The sequence below is a fragment of the Trabulsiella odontotermitis genome, assembly GCF_030053895.1.
Lineage (GTDB): Bacteria > Pseudomonadota > Gammaproteobacteria > Enterobacterales > Enterobacteriaceae > Trabulsiella > Trabulsiella odontotermitis_C.
The window spans coordinates 2177584-2199904 of record NZ_CP125781.1; the positions used below are offsets into that span (position 1 = coordinate 2177584).

At 55.7% G+C, this 22321-nt stretch carries 21 protein-coding genes; 7 read left to right on the plus strand and 14 right to left on the minus strand.

The genetic code is table 11. From position 1 onward, the window contains the following. Positions 1–106: 106 nt before the first annotated feature. Positions 107–2782: an aconitate hydratase AcnA gene (acnA, locus tag QMG90_RS10450; RefSeq protein WP_283283737.1), complete on the plus strand. Its 2676-nt coding sequence runs from the start codon at positions 107–109 to the stop codon at positions 2780–2782. A gap of 38 nt (positions 2783–2820) precedes the next feature. Here the strand turns inward: acnA and QMG90_RS10455 are convergent, their stop codons facing one another. Continuing rightward, a complete protein-coding gene (locus tag QMG90_RS10455) occupies positions 2821–3270 on the minus strand; it encodes an NlpC/P60 family protein (protein WP_283283738.1) in 450 nt (149 codons plus the stop codon). 287 nt (positions 3271–3557) lie between these two features. Beyond that, positions 3558–4148: a GTP cyclohydrolase II gene (gene ribA / locus QMG90_RS10460; RefSeq protein WP_038154295.1), complete on the minus strand. Its 591-nt coding sequence runs from the start codon at positions 4146–4148 to the stop codon at positions 3558–3560. Between the two features lie 181 nt (positions 4149–4329). On the opposite strand from ribA, the gene pgpB reads away from it, so the two are divergent. The 5 genes from pgpB (at position 4330) to yciH (ending at position 7981) form a co-directional block, all read left to right on the plus strand. Beyond that, entirely contained in the window at positions 4330–5094 is a 765-nt protein-coding gene (gene pgpB, locus QMG90_RS10465; protein ID WP_283283739.1) for a phosphatidylglycerophosphatase B, read from the plus strand. Positions 5095–5245: 151 nt separating this feature from the next. Then, positions 5246–5554, plus strand: coding sequence for a LapA family protein (locus tag QMG90_RS10470; RefSeq protein WP_283283740.1), 309 nt, complete (start codon positions 5246–5248; stop codon positions 5552–5554). 6 nt (positions 5555–5560) lie between these two features. After that, positions 5561–6730 (plus strand): lipopolysaccharide assembly protein LapB, encoded by a 1170-nt coding sequence (gene lapB, locus QMG90_RS10475; protein ID WP_283283741.1) that lies wholly within the window; start codon positions 5561–5563, stop codon positions 6728–6730. Between the two features lie 187 nt (positions 6731–6917). Next, positions 6918–7655, plus strand: a complete 738-nt coding sequence (gene pyrF, locus QMG90_RS10480) for an orotidine-5'-phosphate decarboxylase (RefSeq protein WP_283283742.1) — start codon at positions 6918–6920, stop codon at positions 7653–7655. Continuing rightward, positions 7655–7981 carry a stress response translation initiation inhibitor YciH gene (gene yciH / locus QMG90_RS10485; RefSeq protein WP_283283743.1) on the plus strand — a complete coding sequence of 109 codons (327 nt, stop codon included), beginning with the start codon at positions 7655–7657 and terminating at the stop codon, positions 7979–7981. The genes pyrF and yciH overlap by 1 nt, the downstream gene beginning before the upstream one ends. 104 nt (positions 7982–8085) lie before the next feature. Here the strand turns inward: yciH and osmB are convergent, their stop codons facing one another. The 3 genes from osmB to QMG90_RS10500 all read right to left on the minus strand — a co-directional run bounded on the left by osmB (position 8086) and on the right by QMG90_RS10500 (position 9515). Further along, complete coding sequence (osmB, locus tag QMG90_RS10490; RefSeq protein ID WP_054178787.1) at positions 8086–8304, minus strand: osmotically-inducible lipoprotein OsmB; 219 nt, start codon at positions 8302–8304, stop codon at positions 8086–8088. Positions 8305–8581: 277 nt separating this feature from the next. Further along, positions 8582–9331 carry a DNA-binding transcriptional regulator YciT gene (yciT, locus tag QMG90_RS10495; RefSeq protein WP_283283744.1) on the minus strand — a complete coding sequence of 250 codons (750 nt, stop codon included), beginning with the start codon at positions 9329–9331 and terminating at the stop codon, positions 8582–8584. A 1-nt stretch (position 9332) separates the two neighbouring features. Continuing rightward, on the minus strand, positions 9333–9515 hold the full coding sequence (locus QMG90_RS10500; protein WP_283283745.1) for a YciZ family protein: 183 nt from the start codon (positions 9513–9515) through the stop codon (positions 9333–9335). A gap of 188 nt (positions 9516–9703) precedes the next feature. Between QMG90_RS10500 and QMG90_RS10505 the strand changes: the two genes are divergently transcribed. After that, positions 9704–10573 (plus strand): crotonase/enoyl-CoA hydratase family protein, encoded by an 870-nt coding sequence (locus QMG90_RS10505; RefSeq protein WP_283283746.1) that lies wholly within the window; start codon positions 9704–9706, stop codon positions 10571–10573. Here the strand turns inward: QMG90_RS10505 and pdeR are convergent. From pdeR to sapA, 9 genes are all read right to left on the minus strand, one after another. Next, entirely contained in the window at positions 10570–12561 is a 1992-nt protein-coding gene (pdeR, locus tag QMG90_RS10510) for a cyclic di-GMP phosphodiesterase (protein WP_283283747.1), read from the minus strand. The genes QMG90_RS10505 and pdeR overlap by 4 nt on opposite strands. 177 nt (positions 12562–12738) lie before the next feature. Continuing rightward, positions 12739–14673: an exoribonuclease II gene (locus tag QMG90_RS10515; protein WP_283283748.1), complete on the minus strand. Its 1935-nt coding sequence runs from the start codon at positions 14671–14673 to the stop codon at positions 12739–12741. A gap of 92 nt (positions 14674–14765) precedes the next feature. Further along, positions 14766–15911, minus strand: coding sequence for a carboxymuconolactone decarboxylase family protein (locus QMG90_RS10520; protein WP_283283749.1), 1146 nt, complete (start codon positions 15909–15911; stop codon positions 14766–14768). A 190-nt stretch (positions 15912–16101) separates the two neighbouring features. Next, entirely contained in the window at positions 16102–16890 is a 789-nt protein-coding gene (gene fabI, locus QMG90_RS10525; protein WP_038154279.1) for an enoyl-ACP reductase FabI, read from the minus strand. 117 nt (positions 16891–17007) lie between these two features. Further along, entirely contained in the window at positions 17008–17814 is an 807-nt protein-coding gene (sapF, locus tag QMG90_RS10530) for a putrescine export ABC transporter ATP-binding protein SapF (RefSeq protein ID WP_054178473.1), read from the minus strand. Position 17815: 1 nt separating this feature from the next. Beyond that, complete coding sequence (sapD, locus tag QMG90_RS10535; protein WP_283283750.1) at positions 17816–18808, minus strand: putrescine export ABC transporter ATP-binding protein SapD; 993 nt, start codon at positions 18806–18808, stop codon at positions 17816–17818. Next, positions 18808–19698: a putrescine export ABC transporter permease SapC gene (sapC, locus tag QMG90_RS10540; RefSeq protein ID WP_283283751.1), complete on the minus strand. Its 891-nt coding sequence runs from the start codon at positions 19696–19698 to the stop codon at positions 18808–18810. Before sapC ends, sapD begins: the two co-directional genes overlap by 1 nt. After that, entirely contained in the window at positions 19685–20650 is a 966-nt protein-coding gene (gene sapB, locus QMG90_RS10545) for a putrescine export ABC transporter permease SapB (protein WP_283283752.1), read from the minus strand. The genes sapC and sapB overlap by 14 nt, the downstream gene beginning before the upstream one ends. Then, positions 20647–22302, minus strand: coding sequence for an ABC transporter substrate-binding protein SapA (gene sapA, locus QMG90_RS10550; RefSeq protein WP_283283753.1), 1656 nt, complete (start codon positions 22300–22302; stop codon positions 20647–20649). Before sapA ends, sapB begins: the two co-directional genes overlap by 4 nt. Positions 22303–22321 lie beyond the last annotated feature (19 nt).

Below are 22321 nucleotides of genomic sequence, written 5' to 3' on the forward strand. Positions count from 1 at the left end.
ATCATTTTGGGTTGTTATCAAATCGTTACGACATGTTTGTGTTATCTTTAATAACAGACCCTGTGGATTATCAGGGTATCTTCATTTCTGTCATTAAGGAGGAGCTATGTCGTCGACCCTACGAGAAGCCAGTAAGGACACACTGCAGGTCAAAGATAAAACGTATCATTACTACAGCCTGCCGCTGGCTGCTAAACAGCTTGGAGACATTTCCCGTCTGCCGAAATCGTTAAAAGTGCTGCTGGAAAACCTGCTGCGCTGGCAGGACGGAGATTCCGTCACAGAAGAAGACATTCATGCCCTGGCCGGATGGCTGAAGAGCGCTCATGCCGACCGAGAAATTGCCTATCGTCCCGCCAGGGTACTGATGCAGGATTTTACCGGCGTTCCGGCGGTCGTTGACCTGGCCGCGATGCGTGAAGCTGTCAAACGCCTCGGCGGCGATACCGCCAAAGTTAACCCGCTTTCGCCTGTCGATCTGGTCATTGACCATTCGGTGACCGTCGATCATTTTGGTAATGACGACGCGTTCGGCGAAAACGTACGTCTGGAGATGGAGCGTAACCACGAGCGTTACGTCTTTCTGCGCTGGGGCCAGCAGGCGTTCAGCCGCTTCAGCGTGGTCCCGCCGGGTACAGGCATCTGCCACCAGGTTAACCTGGAATATTTAGGCAAAGCCATCTGGAGTGAAGAGCAGAATGGGGAATGGGTGGCTTACCCGGATACGCTGGTCGGTACTGACTCCCACACCACCATGATCAACGGCCTCGGCGTCCTTGGCTGGGGCGTGGGTGGGATCGAAGCGGAAGCGGCGATGCTCGGACAGCCGGTGTCGATGCTGATCCCGGATGTGGTGGGTTTCAAACTGACGGGCAAACTGCGCGAGGGGATCACTGCCACTGACCTCGTGCTGACCGTCACCCAGATGCTGCGTAAGCACGGCGTGGTGGGCAAATTTGTTGAGTTTTATGGTGACGGCCTGGATTCACTGCCACTGGCTGACCGCGCCACCATCGGCAATATGTCGCCGGAATACGGCGCGACCTGCGGCTTCTTCCCGATTGATGCCGTCACGCTGGACTATATGTTGCTCAGTGGACGCAGTGAAGAGCAGGTGGCGCTGGTGGAAGCCTACGCCAAAGCGCAGGGGATGTGGCGCAATACCGGTGACGAACCGGTGTTCACCAGCTCGCTTGAACTGAATATGGCCGATGTAGAAGCCAGCCTCGCCGGGCCAAAACGCCCGCAGGATCGCGTATCGCTGGCCGATGTGCCAAAAGCCTTTGCCGCCAGCAACGAGCTGGAAGTCAATGCGGCGCAGAAAGATCACCGACCTGTCGATTTTACGCTGAACGGTCAGCAATATCAGTTACCGGACGGCGCAGTGGTGATCGCGGCGATTACCTCCTGCACCAATACCTCAAACCCCAGCGTGTTGATGGCGGCAGGGTTGCTGGCGAAAAAGGCGGTCGATCGCGGCCTGAAACCGCAGCCGTGGGTCAAAGCCTCGCTGGCGCCCGGTTCGAAAGTGGTCTCTGACTATTTAGCCCACGCGCAGCTTACCACCTCGCTGGATGCCCTCGGCTTCAACCTCGTCGGTTATGGCTGTACCACCTGTATCGGTAACTCCGGGCCGCTGCCTGATCCCATCGAAACCGCGATAAAACAGGGCGATCTGACCGTGGGCGCGGTGCTTTCCGGCAACCGTAACTTCGAAGGGCGTATTCATCCGCTGGTGAAAACCAACTGGCTGGCGTCGCCGCCGCTGGTGGTCGCCTATGCACTGGCGGGCAACATGAATATCAACCTGACCACCGATCCGCTGGGCCACGACTGGCAGGGCAATCCGGTTTATCTGAAAGATATCTGGCCGAGCGGTCAGGAGATCGCGCACGAAGTGGAGAAAGTCTCCACCGAGATGTTCCACAAAGAGTATGCCGAGGTCTTTGAAGGCACGCCGGAATGGAAAGCCATTCAGATCACGCGCTCCGATACCTACGGCTGGCAGGATGATTCCACCTATATTCGTCTGTCGCCGTTCTTTGATGACATGCAAGCGCAGCCGAAACCGGTGGAAGATATTCGCGGGGCGCGCATTCTCGCTATGCTTGGCGATTCGGTCACCACTGACCACATTTCACCCGCGGGCAGCATCAAGCTCGACAGCCCGGCAGGGCGTTATCTGCTGAGTCACGGCGTTGAGCGCCGCGATTTCAACTCTTATGGTTCACGACGCGGTAACCATGAAGTAATGATGCGCGGGACCTTTGCCAATATCCGTATCCGTAATGAGATGGTACCGGGCGTTGAGGGCGGCATGACACGACATCTGCCAGGCACAGAGGTGGTCTCCATTTATGACGCCGCCATGCGCTATAAAGAAGAGAACACACCGCTGGCGGTAATTGCCGGTAAAGAGTATGGTTCCGGCTCCAGTCGTGACTGGGCCGCCAAAGGGCCGCGTTTGCTGGGCGTTCGTGTCGTCATCGCCGAGTCGTTTGAACGTATTCACCGTTCGAACCTGATCGGCATGGGGATCCTGCCACTGGAGTTCCCGCAAGGGGCGACGCGGAAAACGCTGGGGCTGACCGGGGAAGAAAAAATCGATATCGCCAATTTGAACCAGCTTAAACCCGGCGCCACGATCCCGGTGACCGTCACCCATGCGGATGGTCGTCAGGAGGTGATTCCTTGTCGCTGCCGTATTGATACCGCGACAGAGTTAACGTATTACCAGAACGACGGTATTCTGCATTATGTCATTCGTAATATGCTGAATTAAACACTGTAAAATACCCGGTGCCAAAGCCGGGTATTTTTTTATACGCCGTCAGTAACGCGACGGGCGGTTTCGTAACGTGTTTCCCAGTACTGGTTATTAAGACTGGAAATCGTCACACCCACTTTCTGCGATGCGTGAATAAATTCATCGTTACCGATATAAACACCGACATGCCGTGTACGTGCCGAGGTTTTAAAAAAGACTAAATCACCCGGACGCAATGCCCGTTTACGCACATGCCGGCCTTCCTGTTTTTGCTCGCGGGTGGTTCTTGGCAGGCGTATTGTTTTCGTGCCGCGAAAGATTTCCTGCATCAGGGCAGAGCAGTCAATGCCGCGGCGCTGATGGCCGCCGAGCTGATACGGCGTGCCTTCCCATTTCGCATACTGTTTCATCAGTTTGCTTTTCAGGCTGCTTTTATGACCGGGCGTTGACAGCATTGTAGCCGTTGACCCACCCAGCGTGGTGATTTTAGGGCTGATATTCATTGCCAGCGCACTATGCGCGGATAGCAAGGCAATAAAAAACAACGTTCGGAGGCTGAATATATGAATAGAAAACATAACGTAATAAACAATAAATAAAATGAAAATTAATTCACAAGACTCTCCTTGCGAGGCGTGGAGAAATAATACCAGCTGTTCGTTTATTGTATGGCGAGAAAAAGTCGCAAAAAAGTCCTAAATAACAGAAATATAACTCAGGAATAACATTAACCGGCGGGAATAATAAAAACACATAACAAAAAACGGCGCCGTGAGGGCGCCGTTGTGAGTTATTCGTCGAGAAGGTGGCCCATCTTCGCCGCCTTGGTATCCAGATATCCGGCGTTTTTCGGGTTGCGTCCGACAATTAACGGCACGCGCTCAACGATATTAATGCCCGCCTCGGTCAGTACTTCGACTTTGCGCGGGTTGTTGGTCAGCAGTCGCACTTCGTCGACGCCAAGCAGTTTGAACATATCCGCGCAGAGGGTGAAGTCACGCTCATCGGCGGCAAAACCAAGCTGATGATTCGCTTCGACCGTGTCATAGCCTTGATCCTGCAGGGCATACGCGCGAATTTTGTTTAGCAGGCCAATGTTACGTCCTTCCTGGCGGTGATACAGCAGAACACCACGACCCTCTTCAGCAATATGGGCTAACGCCGCTTCCAGTTGGAAACCGCAATCACAGCGCAGACTAAAAAGCGCGTCGCCCGTCAGACATTCTGAATGGACACGCGCCAGTACAGGTATCTGGCCGGAAATATCGCCGAAAACTAAGGCGACATGATCCTGCCCGGTTGCCAGTTCTTCAAAGCCCACCATCAGGAAATCGCCCCAGGGGGTTGGCAGTTTGGCTTCTGCCACACGTTTAAGCTGCATGTGATTCTCCAGACTATTCCGGCACGTAGTGTGCCTTCTGTTTGCCGTTATTTTGCCACAGTGCGACAGACTTCACCTAATCACTCACCGAAGGGTCTGCACAAAGCGCACAATTTTGTCACTTTTACCGTCACGTGGATTTTCAGTTATGATGAGGGAAGACAGAAGATAAGGAGTTCAGATGCTTTCTATTGCCAGACGTACCACTCTCGGTGCGGCGCTGCTACTGATTATGCCGCTCGCGGTCTGGGTTTCCGGCTGGCGCTGGGCGCCGGGACAGGACAGCCACTGGCTTAAATTGCTTTACTGGATGACGGAAACGGTGACGCAACCGTGGGGGATCATCACCCACATTCTGCTGTGCGGCTGGTTTCTCTGGTGCCTGCGTTTTCGCCTGCGTGCGGCCATCATGCTGTTTGCTATTCTGGCGGGCGCTATTCTCATCGGCCAGGGCATGAAGTCCTGGGTTAAAGAGCGGGTGCAGGAGCCGCGTCCCTTCGTCATCTGGCTGGAAAAAACACAGCAGATCCCCGTTGAGGAGTTCTACACTTTAAAGCGCAAGGACCGGGCCAGCCTGGTGAAAAAACAGCTGGCGCAACAGACGGAAATTCCACACTTTTTACGCAAACACTGGCAAAAAGAAACCGGATTTGCCTTTCCGTCCGGCCACACCATGTTTGCCGCCAGTTGGGCGTTGCTGGGCGTCGGGCTGCTCTGGCCGCGTCGTCGCATGCTGACCATTGCTGTCCTGCTGGTGTGGGCCACTGCGGTAATGGGCAGTCGACTGCTGTTGGGGATGCACTGGCCGCGGGACCTGGTGGTGGCAACGCTGATGTCATGGCTTTTGGTGACGCTGGCGACATGGCTGGCGCAGCGCATCTGCGGGCCGCTCACGCCGCCAGGGGAAGAGGCGCAGGACATCAAAAAGCGCGATCCGCTGCCGTAACGAGGGTTGATTTTCGGTGAAATTAACCGCAGATCAATATGTGACATTGCGGTTAACCGTTTCGCAGGTAAGGCGAAGATGATACTTTATAGGGCTGGAAGCGCCATGTTGCATAAACTTCATTCGCTCAAACCACATAACGGGAAGTAATGTGAAATATTTACTCATTTTCTTACTGGTGTTAGCGATCTTCGTCGTCTCTGTCACGCTTGGAGCGCAAAACGATCAGCAGGTGACGTTTAATTATCTGCTGGCGCAGGGTGAATTTCGGATCTCGACGCTACTGGCCGTGCTGTTTGCCGCAGGGTTCATCATCGGCTGGCTGGTATGCGGGATTTTCTGGCTTCGCGTGCGCGTCTCGCTGATGCGTGCCGAGCGCAAAGTAAAGCGCCTGGAAAACCAGATTACGCCTGCAACCGTGTCACCGTCCGAACCGGGTGTCCCGGCTGTGAAGGAATAATTATTTATGCTGGAGTTGTTGTTTCTGCTTTTGCCCGTTGCCGCTGCGTATGGCTGGTACATGGGTCGCAGAAGTGCACAACAGTCCAAACAGGACGAAGCTAACCGTTTATCCCGTGACTATGTCGCGGGGGTTAACTTTCTGCTCAGTAATCAGCAAGACAAAGCGGTGGATCTGTTCCTCGATATGCTCAAAGAGGACACCGGCACCGTTGAAGCACATCTCACCCTCGGTAATCTGTTCCGCTCCCGCGGCGAAGTCGACCGCGCAATCCGTATCCACCAGACGCTCATGGAAAGTGCCTCCCTGACCTACGATCAGCGCCTGCTGGCTGTACAGCAACTGGGGCGTGATTACATGGCGGCGGGGCTGTACGACCGCGCCGAAGACATGTTCAGTCAACTGGTGGACGAGACGGATTTTCGCATCGGCGCGCTGCAGCAACTGCTGCAAATTTATCAGGCGACCAGTGACTGGCAAAAAGCCATCGACGTCGCAGAACGGCTGGTTAAGCTCGGCAAAGAGCGCCATCGGGTGGAAATCGCCCATTTCTGGTGTGAACTGGCGCTCCAGCAGATGGCAAACGATGACATGGACAAGGCCATGCAACTCCTGCGCAAAGGGGCTGCCGCCGACCGCAACAGCGCGCGTATCTCCATCATGATGGGCCGCGTCTGGATGGCGAAGGGCGATTTCGCCAAAGCCGTGGAAAGCCTGCAACGGGTGATCGACCAGGATCGCGAGCTGGTCAGCGAAACGCTGGAGATGCTGCAGACCTGCTATCAGCAACTCGGTAAAAACGACGAGTGGGAAGTGTTTCTGCGCCGCTGTGTTGATGAAAACACAGGAGCGACTGCCGAACTGATGATGGCGCAAATCCTCGAACAGAAAGAGGGCAGCGATAACGCGCAAACCTATATCACCCGTCAGCTCCAGCGCCACCCGACCATGCGGGTGTTCTATAAGCTGATGGATTACCACCTTAATGAAGCGGAAGAAGGGCGCGCGAAAGAGAGCCTGATGGTGCTGCGTGATATGGTGGGCGAGCAGGTGCGCAGCAAGCCGCGCTATCGCTGCCAGAAATGCGGCTTTACCGCTTACACGCTTTACTGGCATTGTCCGTCCTGCCGTGCCTGGTCCACCGTGAAACCGATTCGTGGCCTCGACGGGCAGTAATTTTTAAAAAAATCCCACTTTAGTTACAACATCCTTAGTATTGATCCTGGCTGTACCTTCGGCACCGTGCCCGCATCGCACCGCAGCGGGGGAACCGCCCCTGTCAATTTGCGGACTTCGCAGGTAGAATGCTCGCCGTTTACCTTTTTCGCGCCTGAACTGCGCCCATCAACAAGAAGGTCTGCTCATGACGTCACCTGCTTCATCTTCTTCCTCTGTGGTTACCACTTCTCCCATTGTTGTCGCGCTGGATTACGCCGATCGCGACAAGGCGCTGGCGTTTGTCGATCGCATCGACCCGCGCGATTGCCGCCTGAAAGTCGGAAAAGAGATGTTTACCCTGTTCGGGCCGCAGTTTGTTCGTGAACTGCAACAGCGCGGTTTTGATATTTTCCTCGACCTGAAATTTCACGATATTCCCAATACCACTGCCCACGCGGTCGCCGCGGCGGCGGATCTCGGCGTATGGATGGTGAACGTTCATGCCTCGGGCGGGGCGCGCATGATGACTGCCGCACGTGAAGCGCTGCTGCCTTTTGGCAAAGAGGCGCCTTTACTGATTGCCGTCACAGTACTGACCAGCATGGAAGCCAGCGATTTGCAGGATCTGGGCGTGACCTTATCTCCGGCAGATTACGCCGAAAAACTGGCGGCGCTGACCCAGAGATGTGGTTTAGATGGTGTGGTCTGCTCTGCGCAGGAAGCGGTGCGCTTCAAACAGGCGTTCGGTCAGGCATTCCGGCTGGTGACGCCGGGAATTCGCCCGGCAGGCAGTGAGGCGGGCGATCAGCGCCGCATCATGACGCCGGAGCAGGCACAGGCGGCGGGCGTAGACTATATGGTTATAGGACGTCCGGTGACGCAGTCTGCCGATCCGGCGCAGACGCTGCGGGCGATTAACGCGTCACTGCGAAAGGAGGGCTAATGAGCGATTCAAACAGCCGTCTGGTCTATTCGACGGAGACCGGGCGTATTGATGAACCGAAAGCCGCACCAGCGCGACCCAAAGGCGACGGCATTGTGCGCATTCAGCGACAGACCAGCGGGCGCAAAGGCAAAGGCGTTAGTCTCATCACTGGCATTGATGAGAGCGATGAAGTGCTGGCAAAACTGGCGGCAGAGCTGAAAAAGAAGTGCGGCTGTGGCGGTGCTGTGAAAGATGGCGTGATTGAAATTCAGGGAGATAAACGTGATCTGATTAAATCACTGCTTGAAGCCAAAGGCTATACCGTTAAATTAGCGGGTGGCTGATATATTTTGGGCCACGGTGCAAAGCACGTGGCCCATAATTATTTTGGTGCGTAAGTCAGACCTGAAAACCAAATACTTTATTTTCGTTATAAGGCTGGTATGGCTTATTTCCCAACCTGGTGACCGATAATACCACCGACGGCTGCGCCACCCAACGTACCCAGGGTGCTTCCGTCAGTTAAGACTGCACCACCGAGAGCACCCGCACCCGCACCGATAGCGGTGTTGCGGTCACGTTTAGACCAGTTAGAACAGGCGCTAAGCGACATTACCAGTGCTACCGCCAGAGCGGCCGCTGTCATTTTTTTGCTCATTGAAGTCATCATATTTTCTCCTGAATTATCGATTCATGGAAGAAACTCCCTCTAAGCATAGTCGAAAAGACCTGCTTTGAGGAATTCCATGAAACACGGTTGCGCAGGTAACAAGTAGTGCTGGAAATCACGCAGGTGATAATCACGTCCTGTTATATCGCTAATATTAATTTTACGTCTCTGGAAAATAACAGACAGGTAAAAACTCTTAATTGGTGGTTAAGAAAAATCTCATATGAGTGGAATATTGTCCGGTACGTACAGAGAATGTACCGGACGTTAATTCTCAGGGGCGTTGAACGATATCAACCTGCAGGCCAGACTGCTCCAGCAACAGCTGGTTGGAGGCCGTGAGGCCGCTGTCGGTAATCACGCGATTGAATTTACTGACCGGGCCGAGCGTGTAAGGGTGCACCACGCCAAATTTTGAGCTATCGGTGAGGATAATGGCTTCACAGCCTTTCTCCAGCACGCCGTTAACGACATCGGTGCGCATCATGTCGCGGCCGGTAAAACCTGTTTCTGGCTGCCAGCCGTCAATACCAATAAAAGCTTTGCTGAAATGAACCTGCTGGAGAAATTGCCGTGTCAGCGGGCCAACCATGCTTTCACTTTTCTTCTGATATATTCCCCCCAACAAAATCACTTCACCGGGCGTCTCTTTCAGTAAATGAGCGATATAACTACTGACGGTGATGATCGTCACGTCACCGCGCTCTGCCAGCGTACGGGCGAGCAGGGCATTGCTGCTGCCGTTTTCGATGAATACCGTTTCTCCTGCATTGACGAGCGAGGCGGCAAAAGCTGCCAGTTCGCGCTTCAGGGAGAAATTATTCATCATCCGCGTTTCCATATCTTCGCTGTCGAGCGGCACGGCGAAGCCATGGGTACGGCGTAAATAGTTTTGTTTTTCCAGCAGATTCAGATCCTGGCGAATCGTGACTTCAGAAACACCGGTCATTCTGGCGAGGTCGGTCACACTCATGCGACCTTTGTCGATCACGGTCTGGAGGATAGATTGTTGTCGGGCATTCATATTATATTTCCCAGGGCGATTTAGCCGACCCCGATTTGTTTTCCTGCTCATCCTGGGCTTGCGCCAGCAGTTCAGCTTTTAAAATTTCCAGATTATTTATTGCCGAGTGGGTATCACCGGCGACAAGAATGTCCAGAACGGTATCAATACGTTGGGCGACCTGTCGTGCATCGAAATCTGACATGGCGAGATCCTGACAATAAAAATGAATGAATTCAATGATGCAAAAATTAGCGGCAAAAGAGAAGTGAAAAAAAATCCTGGTTTGGTGTCTTGCTATAAATGATTAATAGTTACCCCTGATTATACGGTGCTGATGACTGGATTACGCTATTCCTGCGCGCAATGCGCTTTTTTTATGAGGAACCTGGTATGACAGTCATTAATCAACCCACCTGCACGTTGTTCACTGATGCTGAACGTTTCACCCAGCTCTCTGCGTATTATGAGGAGGAGCGTCGAACTGTCTGGATGATGCTGCGATCCCAGCCGCGACCCTGTTTTAACCACAGCCTGATTGAAGAGATCATGAATCTCTCCTGGCTGGTGCGACAGTCCGGCTTCGCCGTGGATTTCTGGGTGACCGGTTCGCTGGTCACTGGTATGTACAACACTGGCGGCGATCTGCGGTTTTTTGTTGATTGTATTCGTCACGGTCGCCGTGAAGCGTTACGGGCCTACGCCCGTGCCTGCGTGGATTGCGTACATGCGGCGTCACAGGGTTTTGGCACCGGGGCGCTGTCATTAGCCATGATTGAAGGCAGCGCGCTGGGAGGCGGCTTTGAAGCGGCTCTGGCGCACCATTTCGTCATTGCGCAGCGTGACGCCCGGCTCGGTTTCCCGGAAATCGCCTTTAACCTCTTTCCGGGCATGGGCGGCTATTCGCTGGTCAGCCGCCGTGCGGGTATGAAGCTTGCGGAAGAGCTGATTTACCGCGGCGAATCGCACACTGCGGAATGGCACGAACAGCGCGGTCTGGTGGACGTGCTGTTTGAGCCAGGCGACAGCTATGTCACCACGCGTACCTTCATTGACACACTGCGGCCAAAACTGAACGGTGTCCGGGCGATGCTGCGTGCGCGTCAGCGCGTATTGCAGCTGCCGCGCAGCGAACTGATGGATATCACTGAAGACTGGGTGGATGCCGCATTCTGCTTAGAGGAAAAAGACATCGCTTATATGGAACGGCTTGTTCAGCTACAGGACCGGCATACGTCGGTCATTCTGCGTAAAGCCAGCTAGCGGGTTTTGCGCGACTGACGCCGTTTAAACCATCGCTCGAAAACGGCAGCGGGCATGGGCCTGGCAAATAAAAATCCCTGCCGTTCATTGACGCCGTTCTTGGTAAGAAAGGCGTCTTCTTTTGTGCTTTCAACCCCTTCGGCAATCACCTGCAAATTCAGCGCCTGCGCCACCGCCATAATCGCTCGCACCAGCGATTGCGAGACGGGGTGTTTATGGATATCACGCACAAAGGCCTGATCCAGCTTAATCGCGTCTATCGGGAAACGCGCCAGTTGTGACAGCGACGAATATCCCGTGCCGAAATCATCCAGATGTATCTGCGCACCGAGTTTACTGAACTGTTCGATAACCGACTGCGCCAGTTCCTCGTTTTCAATCAGACAGCTCTCCGTCAGCTCAACGTCGATAGGGCAGTATTCCAGGTTGAGATCGTGCAGCGCCTGTTTCAGATCGCTGAAAATAGTCTGGTCGGCAAGCTGCCGCGCGGAGACGTTGACCGCCACGCGCAGATCGATGCCTTTATCACGCCACTTCGCCACCTGACGGACGACATCCAGCATCACCCAGCGCCCCAGCGGAACGATAAGACCTGATTCCTCGGCGTAAGAGATAAACTCTGTCGGTGGGATCAGCCCGCGTTCCGGCGACTGCCAGCGTACCAGCGCTTCCAGACTGCGCACTTCGCCACGCCAGGTGACTTTGGGCTGATAGTGAATGACCAGTTGATCATTCTCCAGCGCCTTACGCAGGTTGGTGTCCAGCCACAGGTACTCAAAGACGCGCTGGTTCATCTCAGGTGAAAAAACGCAGAATTTCCCGCGCCCGCTCTCCTTCGCCGTATACATCGCGGTATCGGCGTTGCGGATCAGGCTTTCGCGATCGGTACCATGTTGCGGGGCGAGAGAGATGCCCAGCGAACAGCCGGAATAGACCTCAATCAGGCCGATACGGAACGGCACGCGCAGACGCGTCAGTATGCGGGAGGCCATCGCTTCCAGTGAGCTTTGCGACGTATCAGTCGCCAGGACGATAAACTCATCGCCGCCGAGGCGCGCCAGCGTCTGTCCCTCTTCGAGACAGCTCAGAATCGACAGCGATACCGATTGTAATAGCTGGTCGCCGAACATATGTCCGTAGGCATCGTTGACCTTCTTGAAGTTATCGAGGTCAAGGTAAACCACGCCGACTTGCGTCTCGCCCCGGTTGGTAATCGCATCGGCAATCATGTCGTGAATGGCATTACGGTTGGGCAGACCGGTAATGGTATCGGTATTTGCCAGCACGCGCAGTCGCTCCTGGGCGCGACGCTCTTCGGTGATATCCGTACCGGAGCAGATCAAAAAGATTTCGTTTTTACCGCTGCCGCTGTGCACGAACTTATTGCGGAATAAAAAGAGCCGTTGTCCTTTGCGCGTTTTGATCCAGCGCTCGACTTCATAGGAGTTGCCGTTGCGGAAAAAGCCGGTGATGTTTTTTCTTGATGCCGCTGCCTCGGTGCGACTCATAAACAGCTTAAACACGTTCTGGCCAATCACCTCATGCTCTTTCATGCCGGTATATTCTTCGCTCAAACGATTGAAGCGTTGAATATTTCCCTGCTTATCGAGAATGACGATCACCGAATTGGCTTCAGAAACCACCTGTTCGGCAAAAGAGAGCCCCTGCACCAGGTCACGGGCGACGGAAGGGGTGTCATACCAGGCTGACGCGGTACCGGCCCATTGTGATTTGCTGATTTTGCGGCCAACCAGATGAACAGGTACATTCTCGCCATACAGCGAAAGGGTCATCGTGATGCTGGAGGTGATCACCGTCATTTCGCGAATACTGCTGGCCTGTTCAGGCGTCAGGGCAATTATCTGGCGGGTATCCGTCCCTTCGGTAGCCGCCAGGTGCAGGGCGTTGCTGTCGCCTGCCAGTCGCCAGTACGGGCTGGTGGTTCCCAGATAACGAAAGAGCAAATTTTGCTCCAGATCCTCAGTCATGACTTCTCCCGGCCTGATCGCGCAGTAAACATATGTCCATATCGGAGTCGCGGTAATTCTTTTTATTGTGAACGGTTTTGGTGTTTTGTGGGGGGAGATTGCAAAAAAATTGTGTCGGATAAAGCAGATGAGAGGAATAAATGAGCGATCTCCGGACGGAGACCGCTCAGTATGGCGTCAGGCAACCGGACGCGCGATCACGCTGCGGGTTTCCATGCGCACTTCAGCGATAGTCACATCAATCACATCGGTGACTTTATAGACGGTTTCGCCTTTGATCTGCACGGTGCCGTTTTCCTGGCTGCATACCAGTTCGTCACGAACAGCATGCAGGAACGGCGCAGGAATGAACGCGACCGCACCGTTATCTACCAGTCGAACTCGCATGCCGCCGCGGCTGATATCGATGATCTCAGCCGCGTAACGGGTGTCAGTACCGGCTTTCGCATTCAGGAAACGCGCGTACAGCCAGTCGGCAACGTCACGTTCTGCCATGCGGTTCAGGCGGCGGCGTTCTGCCATCTGTACCGTCACCTCGTCCTGCGGACGGGCAATGGTTTCACCTTTGATGATCGCTTTCAGCAGACGATGGTTGATCATGTCGCCGTACTTACGAATCGGTGATGTCCAGGTAGCGTACGCTTCGAGGCCAAGACCGAAGTGCGGACCCGGTTCGGTGCTGATTTCCGCGAAGGACTGGAAGCGACGAATGCGGCTGTCGAGGAAACCGGAGGGCTGCGCATCCAGTTCGCGACGCAGCTTGCAAAAGCCGTCCAGCGTCAGCACTTCCTGCGGATCGACATGCACGTCGTGGGTTTTCAACAGGGCAGCCAGTTGTTCGCTGTTGGTCGGATCAAAACCGGTATGAACGTTGTAGATACCAAAACCAAGTCTGTCGCGCAGCACGCGGGCAGCGCAGATGTTGGCGGCAATCATGGACTCTTCAACGATACGGTTAGCAATGCGGCGCGGTTCGGCAATGATATCCAGCACTTCGCCTTTTTCACCCAGCACGAAGCGGTAATCCGGACGGTCTTTAAACACCAGCGCATGGGTGTGACGCCATTCGCCGCGCAGCTGGCAAATTCTCTGCAGCAGAGTGATCTGCTGAGCGATAGCTTCGCTTTCCGGTTTCCAGCTACCGTTGTTTTCCAGCCAGTCGGAGACATCGTCGTAGGCCAGTTTCGCTTTTGATTCGATGGTCGCGGCGAAGAAGTCGATATCGTCTTCAATGGTGCCGTCGGCGGCAATGGTCATGCGGCAGGCCAGCACCGGACGCACTTCGTTAGCACGCAGCGAGCAGAGATCGTCCGACAGTTCGCGCGGCAGCATCGGAATGTTGAAGCCCGGCAGGTAGTTGGTAAAGGCGCGGATTTTCGCGGCGTTATCCAGCTTGCTGCCTTCAACAATCCAGGCGGTCGGATCGGCAATGGCGACCGTCAGGTGCATTTTGCCATCGTCAGTGGCTTCGGCGTACAACGCGTCGTCCATATCTTCCGTGCTGGCGCTGTCGATAGTGACAAACGGCAGGGCGGTCAGATCGCGACGCTCAAGACCTTCGTCCTGCATCTCGGTAGCCACGCCATCCGGCGCTTCTTTTTCAAGGTTATGACGGGCGAGGGTGACCCACCACGGCACGAAATGATCGTCGCCAAAAGTGATGAACTGCGTCAGTTCAGCGTAAAAACTGCGATCGCCTTTCAGCGGGTGACGGCGCATTTCCGCTACGGCCCAGTCGCCTTCTTTAAAATCGTGTTCAACGCCACGGACAGCGCGGCAGGGAATCGCTTCTTTCAACAGGGGATGGTCAGGGGTAATTGACAGACGGTCGTCTTTCTTGTGGATACGTCCGACGAAGCGTGTCAGGAACGGCTCGACCAGTTCTTCCGGCTCGGCGCTTTCGCGATCTTTCTCAGAGTGGATGACCGCGATGATGCGATCGCCATGCATCACCTTTTTCATTTGCGGCGGCGGAATGAAATAGCTTTTTTGCGCGTCCACTTCAAGGAAGCCAAAGCCTTTTTCCGTGCCTTTTACCACCCCTTCCGCACGTGGCGTCTGGGAATGAAGTTGCTGTTTAAGCTGAGCAAGCAGCGGGTTGTCCTGAAACATAGTGATGTATTTTCGTGACCAAAAGAGCGGCTGACAGTTTTACGCGAATCTCACGGTGTCAGCAAGCGCTCTTTCGGTATTTTCCGCTGAGGTTATTCATTTCCCAGGGCGATGTTCAGACGGTTCAACCAGCCGCTGAGCCCGCACCATGCCAGCAACGCCACGGCGTCTGCGGCAGAAAACCCCTGTTCCTGAAGGGGAATAAGTTGCGCGGCGCTGAATCTGTCCGGCGCACGGGTTAACAGCTGAGCCGCCTGGATGACGGCGCGCTCGAAGGGATGATTATGCCCCCACGCCTGCAACGCCCGTTCGCCGTTGCGTACTGCATCAGGCAGACCAGACGCGCCTTGCCAGCGTTCAGCCAATGCAAGGAAACCGTGCTGGCTACCGTTGATGCGTGCGGCGAGCAACGCCACCAGCAAATGCGGGGCGGTCGGTTGCGACAATGCAGTCAGTGTCTCGCCGAGCAGGGAAAGCACGTCGGGATCGGTCACCAGCAGCGGCGCCAGCGCGGTGAGGTCAGGTTGCAATTGCCAGCGTTCCAGCGCGGCCAGTTGTGCGGCGCTGGCATAGCTCAAGGTGACGGCGGGGAGATCAGAAGACCAGCGCGTGGTCGTTACGGCAAAGCGTTCTGCCGGGGCATCCTCTTGCATCGGCATGCCGGGGAGCCAGCGTACCGGGTGGCCGAGACTGGCCTGAAACACCGCCAGCGTCCGTGCCTGAAAACCCACGAAACCGATAATCTGGTTGATAAGTATAATATCCGGCGTGGTCAGCCCGACTTCATCAAGCTGCCCGCGCGACGTGCTGCCAATCACTGAGGGTGAACTGGCGAGCTGGCGCGCATACTGGGTAATTTGCGCCAGCCGACGGTTGCTTTCCCGCGAGGAGTCCGGGCCGGGCAACGGCGCCAGACGTGCGGCGTAGTGATTGCACAAGCGCTGCACGCCATAGACCTGCGCGACCGTTAACGCGGTGCTGAGACGGTCATAGGCGCTGAAGGTGTGCAGGCGGCTCACCTGTACCATGTCAGGGAAAAGCCGACGGCTTAACGCTCTGGCAGGTTGCAGCCAGGAGTCGCAGGCATTCAGGAGATCATCAGGCAGGGCGAGGTCCAGCAAAAAACGATCGTCAACATGGGCGGCTTCCGGGACCAGCGGCAGGGCATCTCCCCGGGTGGCTCGTGACTGGGTTTCATGATACCAGTGGCTTTTGCCGTAAACGCGGCGTTGCTCCATGGGCATTCCTTGATCTAAAAGTGGCGACCCGGAGACAACACGCGGCACACCGGACCGTTTATGAATAAATATCCTGGCGTATGGCGCGAAAGGGAGAAAATATTGTTGAGCGATAACAAATAGCAGAAAGATATAACGCAGAAGGGGCGGGAGAGACCCCTCTTCACGGGCGCGAAGAGGGGGAAGGAAATTATTTAATTTCCAGTTCGTTCATCGCTGCGATGTTAAAACCGCCGTCAACGTGAACGACTTCACCGGAGATACCGGCAGACAGGTTGGAGCACAGGAAGGCTGCGGTGTTGCCAACGTCTTCGATGGTAACGGTACGGCGAATCGGGGTAACCGCTTCGCAGTGCGCCAGCATTTTACGGAAGTCTTTAATGCCGGACGCTGCCAGCGTACGGATCGGACCTGCGGAAATCGCGTTAACGCGAACGCCTTCCGGACCCATCGCGTTCGCCATGTAACGGACGTTCGCTTCCAGAGAGGCTTTCGCCAGACCCATTACGTTGTAGTTCGGGATCGCACGCTCTGCACCGAGGTAAGAGAGCGTCAGCAGCGCGGAATCCGGGTTCAGCATGGAACGGCAGGCTTTCGCCAGTGCCACAAAACTGTAGGCGCTGATATCGTGCGCGATTTTGAAACCATCGCGAGTCACCGCGTTAACGTAGTCGCCATCCAGCTGATCGCCAGGCGCGAAACCGATGGAGTGCACGAAACCATCAAATTTCGGCCATACTTTCGCCAGATCGGTGAACAGCGCGTCGATGCTTTCATCTTTAGCAACATCACATTCCAGAACAATGCTGGAACCCAGTTGAGCGGCGAACTCTTCAACGCGGCCTTTCAGTTTGTCGTTCTGATAGGTGAAAGCCAGCTCAGCCCCTTCACGGTGCATCGCCTGTGCGATACCGTAGGCGATGGACAATTTACTGGCCACGCCAGTGACCAGAATGCGCTTACCGGAAAGAAAACCCATAGCTTGTAATCCTTATCGTCATTGTTATGGCGATCCGCACAGGAATCCGGCAGACCGTCGTTAAAACGCGGCGATTCTAACATGAAGAATCACCGGAGTTAATCCGACCACTGAATGTCAGCGATCCTTACGCCAGGCATCCGCGGTTAACGCTTCGCCAAAATGACCGGCAATTAACCGTTTGGTCAGCTCATGCAGGGGAGAGGCCAGCACATCGGCGGTGCTGCCGCGCTCCACCACTTCACCCTGATGCATCACCAGCACCTGATCGCTGATGTGCTTCATCATGCCCAGATGTTGGGTTACATAGATATAAGAGATACCTTGCTTATCCTGTAATTCCAGCATCAGATTCACCAGTTGCGATCGCATCGACATATCCAGCGAGGCCAGCGCTTCGTCACAAATGATCACCTTCGGGCGCAGGATCAGCGCGCGCGCCAGCCCCAGACGCTGCTTCTGGCCGGGGGCCAGCATATGCGGATAGTAGCTCGCGTGATCCGGCAACAGGCCGACCATCCGTAGCGTTTCATAAACGTGTTTTTGCCGCGCATCCACGTCGAGTTCGGTGTTCAGGCGCAGTGGAAAATCCAGAATCTGCGAAATACGCTGACGCGGGTTCAGTGATGTTGACGGATCCTGAAAAATCATGCGGATCCGCTGGCTGCGGAACGAATAATCGCCAAAATGCAGCGGATGATCGTCAATCAACAGCTCGCCGGTGGTCGGCTCCACCATGCCCGCCAGCATTTTTGCCAGCGTCGATTTGCCCGAACCGTTTTCACCGATGATCGCCAGCGTTTGTTTCTCGCGCAGGGTAAAGCTGAGCGGTTTCACCGCCTCAACGTTCTGACGGTGGAACCAGCCAGTGCGATAGCGAAAGGTCTTACTCAGATTACGGACTTCCAGCAGGGTTTCGACCATCTCACTCTCTCTCCATGTTCAGCGGGAAATGACAGGCATACAGATGGTTTTTCGCCCCCGTCAGTCGCGGCGTCTCGATGCATTTGCGCTGGGCGTACGGACAGCGCGGCCCCAGACGGCAGCCCATTGGTAACTGTTCCAGCAACGGGATCGCCCCCGGCAGCGTGTTCAGACGGCTCTTGTGCGGCATCGCACTACCGAAATCAGGGATCGCGCGGATCAGCGCCTGCGTATACGGATGATGCGGCGTAGTGATCAATTCCTCGCTGGGCGCGGTTTCCACCGTTTGCCCACAATACAGCACGTTCACTTTGTCCGCCCACTGGCTGAGCATCTGCAGGTCATGGCTGATGAGCAAAATGGTGGTGTTGTTGTTCTGGTTGAGGCGCGTCAGCAGGCGGAAAATCTGCGCCTGGGTGGTTGGCTCCATCGCGTTGGTCGGTTCATCGGCGATCAATAACCGCGGCTGATTGGCGAGCGCAATGGCGATCATCACTTTCTGACATTCGCCATCAGTCAGTTCATACGGAAAACTGCGCATCGCGTCTTTGTGATCCTTAATCCCCACGCGGTGTAACAACTCAATGGCGCGACGTTTACGCCAGCCGACGCGTTGCCACCAGCGGCCTTTAAAGGTCCAGGCGGGAATGTTCTGCATCAGCTGACGGCCAATTTTCGCAGAAGGATCGAGACAGCTTTGCGGCTCCTGGAAAATCATCGAGACGTTGTGACCGACCAGCTTGCGGCGTTCGCGGCTGGAGAGACGCAGCAGATCGATATCGTCAAAACGCATACGATCCGCCGTCACCCGCCAGTTATCTTTGGTGACGCCACAGATGGCTTTGGCAATCAGGCTTTTCCCCGAACCGGATTCCCCCACCAGCCCGCGAATTTCACCCTCTGCCAGCGTCATGCTGACGCGGTCGACGGCTTTTACCCAGTCGTCGCCGGTTTTAAATTCAATGGTCAGATTGCGGATATCGAGTAACGGCATTATTCCACCCCCGCAATAATGGCACGGCGGATCCCTTCGCCAAGCAGGTTAATCAGCAGCACGCTCAGCATGATAGCGCCGCCCGGTAACATCACGGTCCACGGCGCCACATAGATTAACTCCAGCGCATCGCCGAGCATCGCGCCCCATTCCGGGGAGGGGAGTTGTGCGCCCAGATCGAGAAAGCCGAGGGCGGCGATATCCAGAATCGCCATCGACAGCGCGCGGGTAATTTCCGTCACCAGGCCGGAGGCGATGTTCGGCAGTACCGCAAACCAGAGAATATTCAGCGTTGACGCGCCATCAAGCCGCGCCGCTACCACGTACTCTTTTTCCAGCTCATCGTGCACCATGCTGTAGACCGAACGCACCATCCGCGGCAGCAGCGCCAGCCAGACGGCAAACATCGCGTGGACCAGATGCGGACCGGCAAACGCTACCACGATAATCGCCAGCAGCAGCGAGGGAATCGACAGCAGGGTATCGAGAATATGGTTCATCACCGCCGAGCGCAGGCCGTGGGTCGCACCAGCGATAACGCCTAACAACAAGCCAAACAGTGTAGCGGCGAGGGTGACGACAAACGCGCCACCCACCGTCGGCGCCGCGCCGCTGAGCAGGCGGCTTAACACATCGCGGCCTAAATCGTCAGTGCCGAGGAAGAACGACACCTCGCCATAACGCGACCACGACGGCGGCATCAACTGATAGCCGAGAAACTGCTGATCAATGCCATAAGGCGCAAACCAGCCGCCAAACACGCACAGCACCACCAGACCGGCGCAGCCGTACAGACCCACCATCGCGCTGGTATCGCCATAGAATTTCCGCCACACGGTGCGCAGCGCGCCGGGCGGGCGCTTTTCTAAATAGACGCTATCGTAAGGCATACCATTCCTTATGTTTCAGCGGGTTAGCCATTGCACCCAGAATATCGGAGATCACGTTGATGATGATGACCAGCGAACCAATCACCATCACCCCGGCGGAGATCGCCGCGTAATCCTGCTGGCGGATCGCATTAATCAGCCAGCGGCCCAGCCCCGGCCAGCTGAAAACCATTTCGGTGATCATCGCCAGCGTCAGCATGGTGGAAAATTGTAAACCCAGACGCGGGATCACTGGCGGCAGCGCGTTGTGCAGCACATGACGGCGGAGAATGGTCAGCCGCGAAACCCCGCGAGTGGCGGCGGCCTTGACGTAATTAGAATCGTACACGTCGATGGTGCTGATGCGCATCAGGCGGATCACTTCCGTCGTCGGGGCGACCGCCAGCGTCAGCACTGGCAACACCATGTGCCGCAGGGCGCTGATGATCATTTCATCGCGCCACGGCGAATCAGAAAGCCAGGCGTCGATCAGCGCAAAGCCAGTGACGTTTTTTACTTCATACAGCAGATCAAAGCGCCCGGAGACCGGCAGCCAGCCCAGCGTCAGCGAAAAGAAGAGGGTGAGCAGCAACGCCAGCCAGAAGACGGGAATGGAAAAACCAAGCAACGCTGCGGCGCTGATAAATTTATCCTGCCATTTGCTGCGCATAATGCCTGCCAGCATGCCGACGGGGATCCCCACCAGCAGGGCAAATCCGAAGGCCAGAATGCACAACTCCATGGTCGCCGGGAACACCTCTTTTAACTGCTCGGAAATCAGTTGCCCGTTGATGCTGGAGACGCCAAAGTCCCAGTGCAGCACACCGGTAAACCAGAACAGCCAGGCGTTCCAGAACGATGCGCCCTGCAGCGGCGCATGCGGCGTGAAATAGCTCAGACTGAAGCCGATAAAGGTCAGGAAAAAGAGCGTCACCAGCAGTAACAGCAGGCGGCGCAGGGTAAAGATAATCATGGCTTTTTCACCTCGCTTACTTTTTCCCTTGAGACCCCGGCGAAGGAGGCGTTACCAAACGGACTCAGCACCAGCCCTTTGATATCGTAGCGGTACGCCTGCAAACGCAGCGACGACGCCAGTGGCAGTACCGGCAACTCTTTTGCCAGGATCTGCTGTGCTTCGTCATAAGCGTCAATACGCGATGCCAGTTGTTGCGACGTCAGCGCTTTGCGCAGCACGTCGTCAAAATCGTTATGGCACCAGTGGGCGAAATTGGTCTGCGAACTGATCGCCGCGCAGCTCAGCAACGGACGGAAGAAGCTGTCCGGGTCGTTGCTGTCCGTCGCCCACCCGGTGAGGGTGAGATCATGTGTCATGTCCATCAGCCGCGCTTCCTGGAAACGCCCCTCGACTGGCACAATCACCACGTTAACGCCTATCTGCGCCATATCCGCCTGAATCAGCTCGGCGGTTTTCAGCGGGCTGGGGTTCCATGCCTGGGAACTGGTCGGTACCCACAGATGTAGCGTCAGGTTTTCCTGCCCCAGCGCTTTCAACTGCGCCCGCGCTTTTTCCGGGTTGTATTCAGTAATTTTAGCTTCATTGTCGTAGGCCCACGACGCGCGCGGCAGAATGGAGGCCGCAGTTTCGGCAGTACCGTAATAAATCGACTGCATCAGACGCTGATTATTGATAGCCAGCGCCAGCGCGTGGCGTACCGCCGGGTTATTCAGCGGCGGTTTATTGGTGTTAAACGCCAGATAGGCGATGTTCATGCCGGGGCGCAGGGTCAGACGCAAACGGGGATCGTCACGCAGGATCGTCAACTGGCTGGCGGCAGGCCAGGCCAGCACGTCGCATTCACCGGTCAGCAGCCGCGACAGACGCCCGGTTCCCCCGGCGCCGAGATCCACGACCACCTGCGGCATCAGGGGTTCGCCGCGCCAGAATTTTTCATGACGCAGCAGGCGGATGTACTGCCCGGAGCGGTATTCACCCAGCCGGAACGGCCCGGTACCCACCGGCTGACGGTCCAGTTGTTCCTGCCGATCCTCTTTGGTGAGTTTTGCGGCATATTCCGCGGACATGACGGACGCGTAATGGGTCGCCAGATGCCACAGGAACGAGGCATCTGGCCGTTTTAAGCGAAACTCAACGGTACGGTTATCGAGCTTGCGAACGCTGTCAACGCTATCGGCAAACTGCAGACTGTCGAAATAGGGAAAGTTGCCGCCATTGACGTAGTGCCACGGATGGTTGCGATTGAAAATACGCTGAAAGGTAAAGACCACATCATCGGCATTGAGGGCGCGAGACGGGGTAAACCAGTCGGTGGTCTGAAACTGCACGTTCCCGCGCAGACGGAAGCGGTACGTCGCGCCGTTGTCGAGCACTTCCCAGCTTTCCGCCAGCTCCGGCACCAGCCGGTAGGTATAGGGATCTACATCTAACAGGCGATCATAAAGCTGAGCGGCCAGCGTATCGACGATCAGGCCGCTGCCCGCCTTTTGCGGATTGAAGGTATTGACCTGTCCGCTGACGCAGTAAACAAAACCGCTGTCACGAATGTCGGCGTGCCCGGGAAGCGGGGCAGGAGGTTCTGCGGCGGCGAAAACCTGACCGCTCAGCAATCCGGCCGCTGCCAGCAGGGATGACAATTTTAGTCGCATAATTTCTTTGCAATTTAGG